Source organism: Chlorogloeopsis sp. ULAP02 (genome assembly GCF_038404745.2).
Taxonomy (GTDB): Bacteria; Cyanobacteriota; Cyanobacteriia; order Cyanobacteriales; family Nostocaceae; genus Chlorogloeopsis.
The window spans coordinates 43,580-59,742 of the sequence record NZ_JAYKTT020000079.1; the positions used below are offsets into that span (position 1 = coordinate 43,580).

Sequence of the window (16,163 nt, forward strand, 5' to 3'; positions counted from 1 at the left end):
TGCAGCGTGCTTTAGTAAAACCGTGCCAAGCAGTTACAACTGATGCACTCATTAAGTAAATCATTTGTAGTATGAGCTATCTCATAGAAGCAATTGGCGATGCTCTCTAAGATAGGGATAAATCAAATGAATTGGAGTAATTTTCAAGCTCTAATTACTCCTATTTTTTAGCTTAATTCCTAAATTAGAAGTTTACTAAGGAGTGAGATATGCTGAGTCAAAAATCTATAGATATAGTCAAATCTACAGCACCAATATTAAAACAGAATGGTTTACAAATTACTAACAAGATGTATGAAATTATGTTTTCTAACCATCCAGAGGTAAAAGAAAAATTTGATATGTCGGCTCAAGCTGATGGTTCTCAACCTGCAAGGTTAGCATCTGCAATATATAATTATGCTAGTAAAATTGACGATTTATCTGCGTTAAAACCAATGGTTGAAAGGATTGCCAATCGCCATGTGCAAACTCATGTTTTACCAGAGGAATATTCGATTGTCGGCTCAAGTTTATTGCAAGCGATGCAGGATATATTAGGTGAAGCAATTACCGACGAAGTGATGGCAGCTTGGACAGAAGCTTATCAAGCTTTGTCTGATATATTTATTGCCAGAGAACACGATATTTATCAAGAACAAAAGAGCGTTATTGCCCCATAAGCAAAACTTGGTGACTTGATGGCGCGATCGCCTATGACGGGCTTTGCTCATTGCCCAGCATCTCGCCAGCAATTGAAGGCTTTGGCTACTGTAATCGGAGTTGATGCCGATAGGTTAATGCAGATGTTATCACCTGCTGGGGTGGGGATGAGAATGGAGCCTATTCGATTATGTGCAGCTTGTGATGCTGAGTCGGCTTGTCTCACCCCAATAATAATATTGTGTTTAGCCCAACTTTTTCACCAAATAGTTTTAATAGTAGTTAAAGCTTGAATTCGCAAATCACAACATTTCTTGACGCGCTTGAGCAATATTTTCTTCAGTAATATCAACTTTTAAATCAGCACATAATCCTTTAACAGTTTGTAAAGGAGTCTTAGGAGTCGTTTTTTGAGATAAAAATTCTGCAAAATCTAATAGTTGCTGCTGTTTGTCAATAGGTAACTGGCGTAATCTTTCTAACACTGCTTGCTCAATATTCATCTAACTTCCTCCTAATTTAACTTTCCAAAAGGGCTTTAATCTCTGCCATGATTTCAGCTACTCGCCTATCTTTTTCTAAGATATCAGCCATTAACTGTTCAGGCGGTAAATGCTCAAAATCCTCCTGACTATTCGGGTTTTTGCAGTCAAGATTATAAATTGCCTGGTAAATAGCATTACCTTTTGCTTTCTCATCCTTAGCAATCTCGCGCTTGCCTCATCATTGTTGATGAAACTTTTCAGGCGATCGCCCATAAAATTTTCAGTCTTCTGCCCAATCTCACCAGCGATAAGGCGGTTGAATGGTTCGTTTCTGCTAAGTTTCACTTAATACTGATATTACAGCAACCATTATGGGATAAATAACATCAGTAAGTAACTATATAAGTTAGTTATGGATTACGCAAAGTCAATGAAGTTAGGTGGCGAAATCGTTTATCCAGATGAATGCAATTTTTCTTCCTCAAAAAAATTATTGTTATGTTGCTGTTTTTGTGGTTAAGAAGTTTTTTTCAAAAAAGGTGGCATTAGAAAACCTCGTTTTGCTCACTTTCCAGGTACAGATCCTAAACAAGTAGAAGAATGCGAACTGAGAGTATCATCTTATTCTAAGAATACACAAATAAATAGTTCTATTGAAGATAGAGGTCAAAGAGCAGCAATATTTCAACAGTACTTCATAAGTCTGATTTATATTGAAAACCAAAAAATTATTGATGACGTAAATTTTGAAAACTGGATTAATTTAGTACAAATTCAAAATATCCAAGTGATCAATAATATTACCAAAAATTGTACACAATATTTTCTAAATCATCAAAAAGGAATAAAGGAAATTTATTGTGTTCCTCTAATACAAATCAATGATAATAAAAATTTACTGCAACAGCGCATTGCTTTAGAAGCGATTGATTACCTATGTGTAAAGTCTAGTTTGCATTTGTTGGAGTATGTATTGCATTACAGTATTTACAAGTTGTATGAACATGAGCGACACAAGCTATTTAAACAAGAATTTACAATAAAATATATAAATAAAATATGCCAATATACAGTAAAAATTATTATGTTTAACCCTTGGTTAGAAGCATTTGAATTAATAAAGGATAGACAATTCAATCACAAAATTATTGATACAGGTGAAAAAATACTTTCAAATCATGCTCAAGTGACAGTTTTAGAATCTCAAGCATATAACGCATCCATTGGTAAATCAAGAGAACATAAAAACGGTGGATACTCAGGAACACACAATACAAAAACCAAAGTTAGCACAGGTGTAACACTTAGTACATCAGTTCAAAAATTAATAGATACTAGGTTGTTAAGTAAGATTTTTCAACTAGATAAATACAAATATGGACTGCAATTAAGAATAACTAGTGAAGGTAATATCAGACTTAACGAGTTTTTACCTTCAGGTATTAAATCCCACGGAACTCTTGCACATATAACTGGTATACATTATGAGACTTACGCTAATCAAAATATAAGAATATTTGATTGGGAATATTACGATAATTTCAAAAATCGCGATCCAAATTTAGATAAACAAATTAAGATTCATTTAGCTAAGTGTAATCTAGAGGTTATAAACTTCTTAGCTTATTATCGGAGTTTTGAAATTAATGAAGATGTAGGAGAGGTAAGAAAAATGGGTAAGAACAAACGTAAGAAAATCAAAGCTAAGTATATAAAGTGATACTGATAGAGTAAACACCTGTTTATGCGACTAGCTAGAACTGTTGACACAAGAGTATTTTAAAAAGCCCGTGACGAGGATTGAACTCGTGACCTCACCCTTACCAAGGGTGTGCTCTACCACTGAGCTACACGGGCAAGTTTGAACTAAAAATTAAAGATATAAAATCAATTTTTAATTTTACATTTTTAATTTTTAACTTTTTAGAGGTGGGCCGGGCTGGATTCGAACCAGCGTAGGCGCTAGCCAACGGATTTACAGTCCGTCTCCATTAACCACTCGGACACCGACCCGTGAGACCCACGATTAATTATCTTAGCACAATGTTCTAGAAACTCAAGTATTTTTTCAAAAAAGTGGGGAGTAGGGATTAGGAGACGCGCAGAGGTTGAGACGCGGTGACGCGGAGAAATTATCAAACATATTCCCCGCGTCTGCCTTAATGATAAGTCTCTAAGCAGATATGATAATACGCGTTCTCTAACTCAACAATTCCCCAGTTTCTTGGAGTGCGTGCAAGCGATGGTATATTCCACCATGACGCAATAGTTCTTGGTGGCTACCCACTTCGACAATCTTGCCTCGATCCAAAACTACAATTTGATCTGCCTCTCTGACTGTACTCAGACGGTGGGCAATAATAATTGTGGTACGAGTTCCTTGGAGCGATCGCATTGCCAATTGAATGGAACGCTCAGATTCGTAGTCGAGGCTGGAAGTCGCTTCGTCAAAGATGAGTACGTCTGGTTCTACCAGCAATGCTCTGGCAATTCCCAAACGCTGTCTTTGTCCACCAGATAATCTTACACCCCTCTCTCCAACCACTGTGTAGTAACCTTGGGGTAGGTGCTGGATGACTTCATCAAGTCTGGCGATTCTACAGGCTTCCTCTACCTGCTCAAAAGTGGCATCAGCTCTGCCATAAGTTAAGTTATCCAATAAAGTACCGTTAAAAACATCTACCTCTTGGTGAACGATCGCTAGCCGACGTCGATAATTTCTTACATCCAAGGTGCGAATATCTTGTCCATCAATCAAAATTTGACCTTGATTTGGTTCAAAATACCGCAACAGCAACTTCACTAATGTTGATTTGCCCGAACCCGATCGCCCTACCAATGCAACTGTTTGGTACGGCTCAATCAAGAAGTTGATATCTTCTAAAACTCGGCGGCTAGGTTCGTAGCCAAAACTAACGTGCGAGAATTCGACTTTCCCGGTGAATTTATAAGGTGATTCAGCAGTTTCGTGTCGTGCTTCCAAAAGACTAACCGCATCAACTCCCGATGGTTCTTGGAGAAATTCATGAAATCGCACCATAGAGGTGTAACGACGAGCAAAAATCTCTGCTAGGGTACTAATCGGTTCTAACTCTGCATAAGCCATACTCGAAAGAGTTAAGGTCATGATAAAGTGACCGAGAGTAATCTGTCCGTTTACTGTCGCTGCTAGCGTCAAACCCAAGATTATAAATACGCAAAACTGGATGATAGTGCGCTGCCAAGTTTGTAGTCTGACATAACCTCTGTGGATGCGATTATCAACTACAGTTAGTTCGCGTTCTAAACGTAGTTTTTGCCGTTGTCGTTCTTTGGCTTCTGTTGCAAATGCTTTTACTGTTTTGATATTACTGATAATTTCCGAAGTGCGGCTTTCAGTATTTTCCATGTATTTATCTAGACGGTTATCATGCCAAATTAGCCGCTTTAATTTCTTCAGGGTAAAGCCAAGGATAACCACAAAAGAAATTAGATATAAAATTGCTATTCGCCACTCCACAAACCAAATAAATACAAAAATACCTAATACTCGAAAAAGCTTCGGAATCATCTGTCCGGCTATTTCGGGATAAGTCCACGTGTGATTAGCAACACCTCTAGCTACTCGTCCGGAGATACGTCCGGGGTTATTTTCGTCATAAAATTCTAGTGGTAAAGTCAGAACTTTCTCAATCGCTTTTTGATTCTGATCCCGACGCGCTCTTAAGGCAATATCCCAGTGAAACCAACTGGTTAACCAAGGCTGTGTCGGCGCTCTCAAGACGGTGACAATGAAGATTAAACCTAGTAATACACCTAATGATAGAGATTTTCCCACTGGGTAATTAATAATTTCTGCAATTGTGGCGATCGCTCCCTGAAGTGGTTTATCTAACGGTTGATTGGACAAAATATTTAAAATTTGCCCGATCGCATAAGGTACAACCAAATCGATAATCTCGTAAGCACTGGTTGCTGCAATACTAAAAATACTCAGCTTCCAGTAAGGACGAAAATAATTGAGAATATCTCGAAAGTTTGCCATGATGCACACTATCCAAGAGTGTGAGCCTGTTACTCTGGAATTTTTATACTACAATCATATTACATTGTAGTCAAGAGGCTAATGAGCAAATCATACTTTTGAAGGAGGCAAGGGAACAAGGAACAGTAAAGGAATACAGCGATTTCAGTCATGTTGCAAAATGGCTAAATTTGTACTAATGAATCTCCTCTCGTAGTTTTGTAGCTTCCTGTTGAAGTACTTTGGTGCTCTTATTCATAAAGTCTAAGATCAGTGCAAGTTCTTGATCGCTGTAGTTTGAGTACAACTCAGCTATCGCTTGTCCCATTGAACCGAACAACGGAGCAATCTGACGCTCCATTTCTTCTTGAATGGGCTGGATGATAACTTGCCGCCGATCGCTTGGATCTCTTTCACGCCTCACAAAGCCAGCCTTTTCAAGTCGATCGACAACACCCGTAATCGCTCCAGTAGTTAATCCTGTTCGTTCAGCAAGTTCGCCTGCGGTGATTGCCCCTGTTTGAGCAAGGATATCTGCACACTTGTGATCGGTGGTATTCAGTCCGAGTTTTTCTGCGATCGCACTATGGAACAGCACAGTTGCTGCACTGAGTTCCCGCCCTGCCCAATTCAGTGCCTCGGCTAACTCGGCACGTTTTAATTGCTCGCTTGGCATCATCTCATATCTCCGCTCATACCATTTTGGATTGTAGATTTTGGATTTTAGATTTTGGAGCCACTGCGCTCTTGGAGATTTCTTTGTTGAGTGCAAGTGACATGATTGTGAAACATTTACTATATGAGCGTTTCAGATTTCCATCTGTCGCAATTATTGTTCAAATTGATATTAGTTGTTAATTAATTTAGCTACTAAGATGTTTCTAAAGTAAGATATAAATAATTTAAGAATATTAGATACTAAGATTGTATCACCAATAAGGAAAAATTTATGCCACTGAGAATTACCCAATTCGCCAGCCTTTTGCTGCTGGCAGGAACTCTGCTTCCATATACGCTCTTGGCATCTGCAAAAACTACCTTTGCAGGTGAGGCTCATACGACATCTGCTCAAAAAGTAGACGAAACTGCGATTCGGCAAGTTGTGCAGAAAATGCAGGATGGACAAAATTCCAAAAATGGACAGATGTTCGCCTCTGCGTTTGCCAAAGAACACGACTACATTGTCATTGATGGTAAATTCTTGCCGAATCAAACACGGGAAGCGAATGCTCGCGCACACCAGGCGCTCTACGATGGCGATCGCACAAGTTCTCTAGGGGGTAATCTTGGAGAAGTAGGTATAAAGCTAAACGTTGCGAAAATCCGCTTCTTAACTCCCCAGGTAGCAATAGCCCATATTGAAAGCCAATCCTATCTAAAGAGTCAGCCAGACAAAAGAGCGAACAATATTATCACCACCGTGATGCAGAAACAGCAAGGCAAGTGGGAGATTGTGGCATTTCACAATGCTCCGGTGCAAAAAACCGAAGGAGACGATTTCGGCTTTGTGATTGACATTCAAGGACTCACACAGAAAAGATAGATGAGGAATACGCGATGAGTTTACAAACATCTCCAATACTTACCTCAAATCCGACTGACGAGACTGCTATTCGCGCAGTTGTGCAGCAAATGGTTGATGCTTGGAGGAGAAGCGATGGTACTGCCTATGCTGCTGTGTTTACCGAAGATGCAGATTACATCGCCTTCAATGGTACACACTTCAAAGGACGTCAGGAGATTGCTTCTTCCCATCAGCAACTTTTTGATACGTTCTTGAGGGGGACGGATCTCAAGGGTGAGATCAAGAGTATGCGGTTTTTAAGTTCCGAAATAGCTTTGGTACACGCAAATTACAGAATAGTCGATTCCTGGCGAACAGAGGTTTCATCAATGCGAGAGTCGATTGAGACTTTTGTTGCCGTCAAACGTGACAATGGATGGATTTTAACTGCATTTCATATTACTAGAGTGCAGCATCGTAACTGGTTGCAATGGGTGCTATGTGTGATCGCCTCTGGCGGGTGCGGCGGGGGCAGCAGCGAAGCTGCCGCTATCCCCGCTCGCACCATCGCCTTACGTTTTAGTCGTTAGCTAAAATTTCTCCATTCATCCTTAAACCCCTGTTGGAAAAAATTCCAAGCGATATCGATAAAGAGCAACTGGACGAGAACCAGCTTTAAAGTAATCTGGATCTTGCGGTGAAAGGTAGACAGCAGTAACTTGATCTGCTTCTATTGCTGGGTTTGATGTTGGTAATTTGCGGTAGGCTGTTGTGGATTCTACAGAGTTGAAATAGGGACTTTTACCACCTTTAAATAATTGTTGAAACACTTCTGTAGCAATAAACCTGCCATCAGATGTAGTTTCTGTAGCCCGTGCAGAAACAATGGAAACTAACTGGCGTTCGCCCCTTAAAAAAGTAATTTGACGATTGGGTGAATCTGGATCGACTTTAACTGATAAAACTGCTGTTTCACCTAAATAAGCCCGTGCCAAATTTAAGCCATTAAATACCCTATCCGCCACTATTGCTGCTTTTTCGCTTGGGCGAGGAAGAAGTTTTAACCCAGAAACAAAGCTTTTTTCTTGCACAAATCGCACTGGAAAACTAATAGGAACTTGGAGATATTGACGATTACCTTCAAATCCGGGTGTAACAATATCAGGAGCCAAGGGTGCAACTAAATCTACAAGTGTGCTTTTTAAGAGCCAATCACCCCCCATCCAATCAGGATAAGCTAAATCTCCCACTGCTGGTTGAACTGAAGATATTTTCTCCCATTTCGGAAAATTCTCTAAATGCTCGGTTAATTCTCCTGCTGTTGCTTCTGCTGTTCCCAGCAGGAATAAAAATATCAAGCAAAAACTCCAAATTACCCTCATAGCAATCATCAGATCTCTAACACGGGTGCAGGTTGCCATACTTCTCCATACTGTTTTCGCAGAGCCTGCCAAGCTTCTACCTGCCCTGGTTCATATTCACCCGGCTTCCCCCACTGTAAAAATAAACTCAAAGCAGGCTCCTGTTTTTCATCTAACAATCGAACAGCATAGGTAGTAAAATTGCCTCGTTTGGCTTCGCCTGTTTCAAATTTCACTTCCGTAATTTTATCCATATTCAAGTGAAATTCAAAACCTTCTGTATGCATATTTGCATATTTACCTTTAGGCAGTTCTGCATAAAACAGTTTTTGGATCTTGCCACGTGCTTCTAAGACTGCGGCGCTACTAGTGACAATTAAGCGCAAAGTTCCTAAAGTTTCGCAAGCCTCCAAAAATTCTTTTAAAGTTGCTGTCATAATGTCCTTTGTCCTTTGTTATTAGTCATTTGTCATTTGTCATCAGTCATTAGCTAAATACAAATGACCAATGACCAATGACTATTGACTATTGAGTATTGTCTATTTTTCATACTGTTCGTATGCATTTACAATACGCTGAACTAGGGGATGGCGCACGACATCTTTTTGGGTAAATTCGGAGAAGTAAATGCCTTCTACATGTTTTAAAATTTGTAAAGCTACTGCTAATCCAGACTCTTGGTGTGCTGCTAAGTCGGTTTGTGTCATATCACCTGTTACCACCATCCGAGAATTAAAGCCTAAGCGAGTCAGAACCATTTTGATCTGAGATGGTGTGGTATTTTGAGCTTCATCGACAATTACAAAAGCGTTATTAAGTGTGCGTCCTCGCATATAAGCTAAAGGAGCAACTTCAATCACACCTCTTTCCAGCAAAGATGGTACTTTTTCTGGGTCGATAAATTCATTGATAGCATCGTAGAGTGGACGGAGATAGGGATTAACCTTCTGCTGCAAGTCTCCAGGTAAAAAACCGAGTCTTTCACCTGCTTCGACAGCAGGACGAGTTAAAATCAGTTTGTCAAAATGGTTCGCAAGGAGTGCTTGTACGGCTACCACAACAGCAAGAAAAGTCTTACCAGTACCAGCTGGGCCTGTGCAGAAAATTAAGTCGTGTTTGCGTAGAGCCTGGATGTATTGTCTTTGCCGAAAAGTTTTGGCACGAATTTCTTCGCCTCGACGAGTTTTAGCGAGAATATCTCGCTGTAAATCTTGTAGTTCTCCTTCTCGATGGGTGTCGAGGGCTTGACGGGCTGTGAGAATATCGGCGCTGGAAACAATATTGCCTTTGCTCCACAAGTCTTCAAGCGATCGCACTAATCGAGAAGCTAAATCAATCTGCTTGTCTGTACCGGAAATCAGGAGTTCTTGTCCGCGTAGTACTAGTGTCGCTCCTGTTTGCTTAGAGAGAATTTTGAGATTTTCTTCTCCTTGTCCTGCTAAAGCGATCGCACTTGTGACATTCGGCAGTTCAATGGTAAAGGCTTCTGCCATAGTATTTACTGATTTATGAAAACCTTTTTTTGATAGATTTGACAAAATTTAATATTCAAATTCAGAGGGTAAAGCACAATACTATATTTAAATTAACTACTGCCTAATACCAATTGGCGAGCGGGAGTCTTGTTTCAAAATTTTGGAATAGCCTGTTAATAGATGGTTTTACTCCAAAATCTAAAATCCTAAATTGGTATAAGTGGTAAAACTACAAACACGTATGGATAAAAAGTAGAGGCGCGAGCAGCCTCTTAATCCGAAGCAAAGCCTCCACGTCTCTACTGTTGTTGGGTTGAGTTACAACTGCACTCAAACCTTTTGTTGTACCAATGACTTTGGCTAATTACCTTCACCAAAACATGGTTTTGATCTACTAGCGGATACCTTTTCGTACGGTTTCCGCTTTCCGCTTACGGCGTAGACTGGGTTTTTCATATCTTTCTCGCCGCTTGACTTCGGATAAAATCCCAGCTTTTTGAATTTTCTTTTTAAAACGTCTTAGTGCCGAGTCAATCGACTCGTTCTCACCCAAACGGACTTCAGCCACTCCCTGGTTTCACCTCCTTACAGAGATCATCTGAGTCACTTAACTCCACTTGTTCACCACAAGCGTTTCATCGCTGGCTTTTGCTGTTTGCAAACTTCCGTCTGGTGGTTACAGCAAGGAAGTTTGATGCATGAGCGCTCATTAGTCTAAGCGTTTGCTAGTGAGAGTATCTCACCCTATCGATGCCAGTGTACCAAATTTGGCCATTGATCAGGGAGTTAGAAAAGACACAATAAACTTGTTGATTTCTACTCCTGTGTGTTCTCTAATTTAAACTTATAGAGAACGGGATTTAACAACAGGGCGAGTTCCGTTTCCACGTCGTTCTTTAGATCTGGGTTGCGGTAATCGCTCTTCCCCTTCTTGTTCAAAAGAAACGCCCTCTCGACCAATATCATTGCTGCCATAAATATCTAAGTATACTGAGTGACCAGCGGCTTCAGCAGCAGCGGCAATGACTGTACGAATAGCCTGGATATTGCGTCCTCCCCGACCAAACACTTTTCCCTTATCTGTGCTTTCAAAAGCGATGCGAATCCAAGCCCGCTTGTGGGTGTGATACATTTCACAATCGACGCTCAAAGAATCAGGCGATTCTAAAAACGGTTGTATTAAAAACCGTATTAACCCAACGTAGTCAGGGCTGATCGTTGGGGATTTTGTTGCGACTTTAAGAAGCGGCTTTTGCACTGACCTGTTCAAAGACATTAGCTTTTTGTAGGATGCGACGCACGGTGTCAGTCGGTTGAGCACCTTGTTGTAGTCGCTTGACGATGCCGGGAACATCTAGTCGTACTTCGTCAGTTCTAGGGTTGTAGAATCCTAGTTCTTCTAGCGGACGACCATCGCGGCGAGCGAGGCTGTTAATAGCGATTATGCGATAGCTTGCTTCCCGCTTTTTGCCGTATCGTTTCAAGCGCAGTTTAATCATGGTTGAGAGATTGTTCTCCTAATCGTTGGTGATGAGTTTGTAGCTAGTTAGTTGGTTTCCAAGGAGCAATTACTATGAGGTTATTTTTACCCAAGCAATTGTTCATTAGTTTCGTGTTAGTTCCTCTTTTTAAAGGATCATAACTTAATAATGCCGAAATGCTAATTTTAGCACTTGCTCAAGTTGTTTGTCCTTTGACTTGCTCGGTAAGCCTATGACTATAAAGTACCAAAGCCTTTCTTCTTTTTGTCCTTTTTAGGCTTCTTTTTCGCGCTGGCAGCGCCACCATAACCCCGCCATCCTGGGGGAGCGGGACGATTGCCAGCAGCAGCGTAAGGATCGCCTCCCATGCCACCGCCAAACATTCCCGGCATACCAGGAAAGTGGCCTTGCCCCATTTGCTGCATCATCGAACGCATTTTTTGAAAGTCACTGACTAGCTTGCTAACATCCGGCTCTTTATAGCCACTCCCGGCTGCAACCCGTCGCCGCCGACTGGGCGAACTTGCTAACAAGTCTGGGTTTTTGCGCTCTTGGGGAGTCATGGAATTAATCATCGCTTCACAGCGTTTGAGCTGAGTTTCGCCTTTTTGGAGCTGATCGTCTGTGAGCTTGTTCATTCCGGGGATCATCTTAATGATGCCTCCCAGGGAACCCATATTTTTCAGCAAGCGCAGCTGTTTGAGAAAGTCGGTAAAATCGAACTTTGCTGCCAGGATTTTCTCCTGCATTTTCTCAGCATCGGCAAGATCAATTTCTTCTTGGGCTTTTTCTACCAGAGTTAAGACATCACCCATTCCAAGAATTCGCGATGCCATGCGATCGGGATAAAACGGTTGCAGAGCTTCAACTTTTTCTCCGACACCAACAAACTTAATCGGCGCTCCGGAAATCCGTCGTACAGATAGTGCTGCACCGCCACGACTATCACCATCGAGTTTGGTAAGAATTGCACCAGTAATACCAACCTGTTCGTGGAATGTGCGGGTAAGATTTGCTGCTTCTTGCCCGGTCATCGCATCAACCACCAACAGAGTTTCATCAGGCTGAACTGTTTGCTTAATGCGGATTAACTCTGCCATCATATCTGCGTCAATTTGCAGACGTCCGGCAGTATCAATGATTACGGTATCGACTCCTTCTAATGTGCCACGCTCTACACCCTGCCGTGCAATCTCAACGGGATCGGCATCGCTTCCCATTTCAAATACTGGAACTTCGATTTGCTTACCCAAGGTTACGAGTTGGTCGATCGCTGCTGGGCGATATACGTCTGTTGCTACCATTAAGCAGCTGCGATCTAATTTCCGTAAATGTAATGCTAACTTAGCAGTTGCAGTGGTTTTTCCTGTACCCTGCAACCCAGCCATCAGCACAACCGTAGGTTTATTTTCTGCTTGCGCTAGGGGTATGTTGGTTTCCCCCATTACCTGTACCAACTCATCGTATACAATCTTGATGAACTGTTGATCGGGGCGTACTCCAGCAATTACCTCGGCTCCCTGTGCTTTGGCTTCAATCTCGCTAATAAATTCTTTGACTACCTGGAGATTAACATCTGCCTCCAACAAGGCACGGCGAACTTCCCGCAAGGCATCTTGAATATTGGATTGGGAAATTTTGTCCTGTCCCCGCAGTTTTTTCCAGGCAGATTCTAAACGGTCAGCAAGTGCATCAAACATAATGATTAAATTTGTTTACAGGTAGTTAGCCAGCTAAAGTTTCTTCCCCTTTGGGTGGCGACTGGCACGTCGCTCAGAAGTTTGGTTGAGAATTTAAGGTGCTATTTACCAGCTTAGTAGTTTTCCTGAGCAACTGTTGCGACAGAGTACTAAGGAGCTTTTCCCTTTCATATTTTTGAGGCAACTTAAAGTTGAGCACTAGGCTTTGGAGCTTTTTGCTTCCACCGTGGCGCATGGCGATCGCACAAATTCCTGAATCCTACTAAACTGTAGCTTTTTATACTAAATTTTACTTTCTTTATATTTTGTGATAGCTTAATTATAGGCGTTTAATTAATCATAATCATCTTGCTAAAAAACAAATTAATATATTGAAAACATATTTTGATTTTTAATAAAATCTACAAAAAATTATAGTAAACATATTGTTTTTTATTCAACAATATTGAGAAGTAAAAACTAATTTCAGTGAGATTAAGTTTATAAGTCTCGCATAATAATAATCTTGATATGTAGATTTGACAACTGTTTATATCATTTCTTAGCTCTAAATAACCAAAAATTATTGAGTAATTAATTAATAAATAACTTCTAGGTAAATTAATTTATTTTGATTGTCTTTGTATGTGCAATTCAAATAAATTCATAAGCATATCTAAGTAGTTTTAGTACTGTGAATGGAGATTTTGGAATGACTATAGCCAAGCTTAAAGATATTAATGTATACGAAGGATTGATGTCATTTAAACAAATATGTTTATTTGGATTAGGTTTAACAGTTATTCTAAGCATAATCAAGGATAGATTATTAGCATTTTTACTAATTTTAAGTTATTGCTTAAGTATTTTATTGTTTTTTTGGTACCAGCAGCGGCAGCAAAAAAAAGAATCTCAAAAAGAAATAGAAAATTCTCGTGCTAAAAATCTATTAGATGATTTTGTGGATAGTAATAGCATTAAAAATATAGAAAATAATAAAATAAAAGAATTTAGCATAATTCAGAATTCTCTCCAAAAAATTCTTAACCAAAAAACAGAAAACAAAACTAGTAGCAATGTAACTTTTATTCTTGCAGACTTGAGTGACGCTCAGTTGGCAGACATAAATCTTGACGCGGTTTATCTTAGTGGTACAAACCTAAAAAATGCCAATTTGAGAAATGCTAATTTGAGAGGTGCAAATCTCAGTAATGCTAATCTCGAAGACGCTCGGCTTGAGGAGACTCATTTAGTCGGCGCTAACCTTAATAATGCTCGACTAGCAGGTGCCAATCTTAGCAATGCCGATTTAACAGATGCGAACCTTGGTAATGCCAACCTTAGTAATGCTCAGTTAGTAGGTGCTAATTTTAGTGGTGCTAACCTCAGCAATGCTCAGTTAGTAAATACAAATTTCAAAAATGCCAATCTTAATGGTGTTTATTTATGGAATGGGAACCTGAACAATGCTCAATTAGCAGGTGCCAATCTGAGTAGTGCTTATCTGAGTAATGCTAAGTTGAATAATGCCAATCTTAGTAATGCAGTTCTCAAGAAGGCTCAACTCAGCAATGCCAAGTTAAAGAATGCCAAGTTGAAGAATGTTGACATCAGTTTTGCTCAGTTAGTTGGTGTTAGCTTTAATCATGCGGATCTTACCGATGCCAACCTAGAGAATGCTAACTTGGAAGGCGCTAATCTTACTGGTGCTAATCTCACTGGTGCTAACTTAAAAAATGTCAAAATTAATCAGGCAACAAAACTGGATTGGAAATGGCGTTTAGTTTGGGAGATTGTCAATCAAGGGCTTGAGGGTAAAGATATTAAAAATGCCGATTTTCAGGATGCCAATCTTCAGGATACCGACTTTAGAAATGTCGATTTGAGTGGTGTTAGATTTAAAGGGGCAATATTAGAAAATGCTCAATTTGGTGGAAATCAAGGGCTGTCTGTTGAGATAAAGCAACAGCTAAAACAACAAGGAGCAATTTTTGAAGATTAGTTTTGAAGATGATTTAGGCGATCGCTCATCTGGAGTAGTCGTGGCGATCGCTTTTGTCATATCAATACATCCGATATTCAATGGCATTTAACCTATCTTTTTCTCTCTAGAAATGGATTGGCATTCATCAGCCGAGCAACCAAGTAAACTAAGGTACTAGCAGCCATGCCTGGAAGCACTTCGTACACAACACTTGACCATTTAAATACTAAACTCCAAATCATGGCAGCAGTAATGCCAACAGCCATCATCAACAGCGCTACAAATGTACTTACAGGTAATTGCCAAACACGTAATATTAGTAATGGGCCTAGACCAGAAGCTAAAGCTGACCAAGAAAATGTAACCAATAGGAAGACATTATCATCACCTGCTAGAGCAATACTTAAAACAATCATTGCTACAGTCAAGGTTCCGAGCTTGACTAATTTATAAGAGTTGGCAAAATTAGGAAAAATGTCTTGGGTGAGTGCTGCTGAACAACAAAGAATCTGTGAATCGGCGGTAGACATGGTAGCAGCAAACACTCCTGCTAGCATAAGCCCAACAAAGATAGAGGGCAACAACTCCTGGGCAAGATAGGGCAAAGCTAACTCTGGATCTCCCCCATCCATCAATCCAGGTAAAAGAACTCGTGCTGCTAAACCTACACCGATCGCAGAAAAAGAATTCACTAAACCGCAAATAGTTTTGATATAAAGAGCTTGATTCACATTGTCAGGTGAGTCAATCGCCATTGCTCGTGTCAGGATATGAGGTTGTCCTACCACACCAAATCCAGCTACAATCCAACCAAACAAAAAGGGTATAAAGCCTAGAGGAAGATTTGTAGGACTCAGGCTAACTAGTTTTGGATCAATAGCTGCTAGTTTTGTCCACAGTTGTGCAACTCCACCACCGTTAGTGATCGCAACCGTCAATAACAGCAGTAACGAACCAATCATAATGATCCCTTGGGCTGCATCCGTCCAAATTTCGGCGCGCACACCTCCAGAAAAACAATAAATGATGACAATGATAGTTCCAAGTACAATTCCTAAGTAGTAATCCCAACCAAACACCACATTTAGTGCCTTGCTGCCGGCAACAAGTTGTGATGCAGCATAGGAACCAAGAAACGCAATAATTATTACACCTGAGACAATAGAAATCCAACGAGCACCTGAGGTATTATGAGCAAGTAAGGCAGAGACTGTGTCAGATGAGGTTTCCTCAGAAATTTGTCTTAACCGTTTGAAAAAAAACCACCAGGCAATGTAATCTCCTATTGCCCAGCCAATCACCAACCAAATAGAAGAGATTCCTATTTTATAGGCAAAGCCAACCTGACCCAAAAATAACAAGCCACTCTGCCCGGTTGACATTGCTGATAGTGCTGTGAGCCAAGGATTTACGCCTCGGCTAGCGAGCAGGTAATCAGCAGTTGTATTTTGCTTATGGGTTGCAGAGTAGATTCCGACGAAGATAATTAAGGCAAGAAATGCGATGAAAGTTACTGCAATAGACAGTTGACTAGCCATAAAGAATTAGG

General features: G+C 40.4%; 17 protein-coding genes and 2 tRNA genes. 6 read left to right on the forward strand and 13 right to left on the reverse strand.

Annotation, left to right across the window (positions count from 1 at the left end; all coding sequences use genetic code 11):
- Positions 1 to 209 precede the first annotated feature (209 nt).
- Together U2718_RS28245 and U2718_RS28250 are read left to right on the forward strand one after the other, a co-directional pair.
- Positions 210 to 662, forward strand: coding sequence for a globin domain-containing protein (locus tag U2718_RS28245; RefSeq protein WP_341993533.1), 453 nt, complete (start codon positions 210 to 212; stop codon positions 660 to 662).
- An 18-nt stretch (positions 663 to 680) separates the two neighbouring features.
- Positions 681 to 935, forward strand: coding sequence for a hypothetical protein (locus tag U2718_RS28250; RefSeq protein WP_341993534.1), 255 nt, complete (start codon positions 681 to 683; stop codon positions 933 to 935).
- A 9-nt stretch (positions 936 to 944) separates the two neighbouring features.
- Here U2718_RS28250 and U2718_RS28255 read toward each other — a convergent pair whose 3' ends face one another.
- Positions 945 to 1,145, reverse strand: coding sequence for a DUF2281 domain-containing protein (locus tag U2718_RS28255; RefSeq protein ID WP_341993535.1), 201 nt, complete (start codon positions 1,143 to 1,145; stop codon positions 945 to 947).
- Positions 1,146 to 1,914: 769 nt separating this feature from the next.
- Between U2718_RS28255 and U2718_RS28260 the strand changes: the two genes are divergently transcribed.
- Positions 1,915 to 2,847, forward strand: coding sequence for a hypothetical protein (locus tag U2718_RS28260; protein WP_341993536.1), 933 nt, complete (start codon positions 1,915 to 1,917; stop codon positions 2,845 to 2,847).
- A gap of 65 nt (positions 2,848 to 2,912) precedes the next feature.
- Here U2718_RS28260 and U2718_RS28265 read toward each other — a convergent pair.
- From U2718_RS28265 to U2718_RS28280, 4 genes are all read right to left on the reverse strand, one after another.
- Positions 2,913 to 2,984: transfer RNA gene (locus tag U2718_RS28265), tRNA-Thr, on the reverse strand.
- 73 nt (positions 2,985 to 3,057) lie between these two features.
- A tRNA-Tyr gene (locus U2718_RS28270) sits at positions 3,058 to 3,140 on the reverse strand.
- Between the two features lie 187 nt (positions 3,141 to 3,327).
- Positions 3,328 to 5,151 carry an ABC transporter ATP-binding protein gene (locus tag U2718_RS28275; protein WP_341993537.1) on the reverse strand — a complete coding sequence of 608 codons (1,824 nt, stop codon included), beginning with the start codon at positions 5,149 to 5,151 and terminating at the stop codon, positions 3,328 to 3,330.
- A 175-nt stretch (positions 5,152 to 5,326) separates the two neighbouring features.
- Positions 5,327 to 5,809 carry a MarR family transcriptional regulator gene (locus tag U2718_RS28280; protein WP_341993538.1) on the reverse strand — a complete coding sequence of 161 codons (483 nt, stop codon included), beginning with the start codon at positions 5,807 to 5,809 and terminating at the stop codon, positions 5,327 to 5,329.
- Between the two features lie 270 nt (positions 5,810 to 6,079).
- Here U2718_RS28280 and U2718_RS28285 point away from each other — a divergent pair, with 270 nt between their 5' ends.
- Together U2718_RS28285 and U2718_RS28290 are read left to right on the forward strand one after the other, a co-directional pair.
- Complete coding sequence (locus U2718_RS28285; RefSeq protein ID WP_341993539.1) at positions 6,080 to 6,673, forward strand: SgcJ/EcaC family oxidoreductase; 594 nt, start codon at positions 6,080 to 6,082, stop codon at positions 6,671 to 6,673.
- 14 nt (positions 6,674 to 6,687) lie between these two features.
- Positions 6,688 to 7,224 carry an SgcJ/EcaC family oxidoreductase gene (locus U2718_RS28290; RefSeq protein ID WP_341993540.1) on the forward strand — a complete coding sequence of 179 codons (537 nt, stop codon included), beginning with the start codon at positions 6,688 to 6,690 and terminating at the stop codon, positions 7,222 to 7,224.
- A 21-nt stretch (positions 7,225 to 7,245) separates the two neighbouring features.
- On the opposite strand, the gene U2718_RS28295 is transcribed toward U2718_RS28290, so the two are convergent.
- From U2718_RS28295 to ffh, 7 genes are all read right to left on the reverse strand, one after another.
- Positions 7,246 to 8,025 carry a DUF6816 family protein gene (locus U2718_RS28295; protein WP_341993607.1) on the reverse strand — a complete coding sequence of 260 codons (780 nt, stop codon included), beginning with the start codon at positions 8,023 to 8,025 and terminating at the stop codon, positions 7,246 to 7,248.
- On the reverse strand, positions 8,025 to 8,432 hold the full coding sequence (locus tag U2718_RS28300) for a ChuX/HutX family heme-like substrate-binding protein (protein ID WP_341993541.1): 408 nt from the start codon (positions 8,430 to 8,432) through the stop codon (positions 8,025 to 8,027). The genes U2718_RS28295 and U2718_RS28300 overlap by 1 nt, the downstream gene beginning before the upstream one ends.
- 102 nt (positions 8,433 to 8,534) lie before the next feature.
- Positions 8,535 to 9,488 carry a PhoH family protein gene (locus U2718_RS28305; protein ID WP_341993543.1) on the reverse strand — a complete coding sequence of 318 codons (954 nt, stop codon included), beginning with the start codon at positions 9,486 to 9,488 and terminating at the stop codon, positions 8,535 to 8,537.
- A gap of 376 nt (positions 9,489 to 9,864) precedes the next feature.
- Complete coding sequence (gene rpsU, locus U2718_RS28310) at positions 9,865 to 10,038, reverse strand: 30S ribosomal protein S21 (RefSeq protein ID WP_289790874.1); 174 nt, start codon at positions 10,036 to 10,038, stop codon at positions 9,865 to 9,867.
- Between the two features lie 276 nt (positions 10,039 to 10,314).
- Entirely contained in the window at positions 10,315 to 10,746 is a 432-nt protein-coding gene (locus U2718_RS28315; protein WP_341993545.1) for a KH domain-containing protein, read from the reverse strand.
- On the reverse strand, positions 10,709 to 10,969 hold the full coding sequence (gene rpsP / locus U2718_RS28320; RefSeq protein ID WP_341993546.1) for a 30S ribosomal protein S16: 261 nt from the start codon (positions 10,967 to 10,969) through the stop codon (positions 10,709 to 10,711). Before rpsP ends, U2718_RS28315 begins: the two co-directional genes overlap by 38 nt.
- A 218-nt stretch (positions 10,970 to 11,187) precedes the next feature.
- Positions 11,188 to 12,651, reverse strand: coding sequence for a signal recognition particle protein (ffh, locus tag U2718_RS28325; protein ID WP_341993547.1), 1,464 nt, complete (start codon positions 12,649 to 12,651; stop codon positions 11,188 to 11,190).
- 691 nt (positions 12,652 to 13,342) lie between these two features.
- On the opposite strand from ffh, the gene U2718_RS28330 reads away from it, so the two are divergent.
- Positions 13,343 to 14,632: a pentapeptide repeat-containing protein gene (locus tag U2718_RS28330; RefSeq protein WP_341993549.1), complete on the forward strand. Its 1,290-nt coding sequence runs from the start codon at positions 13,343 to 13,345 to the stop codon at positions 14,630 to 14,632.
- Positions 14,633 to 14,724: 92 nt separating this feature from the next.
- On the opposite strand, the gene U2718_RS28335 is transcribed toward U2718_RS28330, so the two are convergent.
- Positions 14,725 to 16,152, reverse strand: a complete 1,428-nt coding sequence (locus U2718_RS28335) for a sodium/proline symporter (RefSeq protein WP_341993550.1) — start codon at positions 16,150 to 16,152, stop codon at positions 14,725 to 14,727.
- Positions 16,153 to 16,163 lie beyond the last annotated feature (11 nt).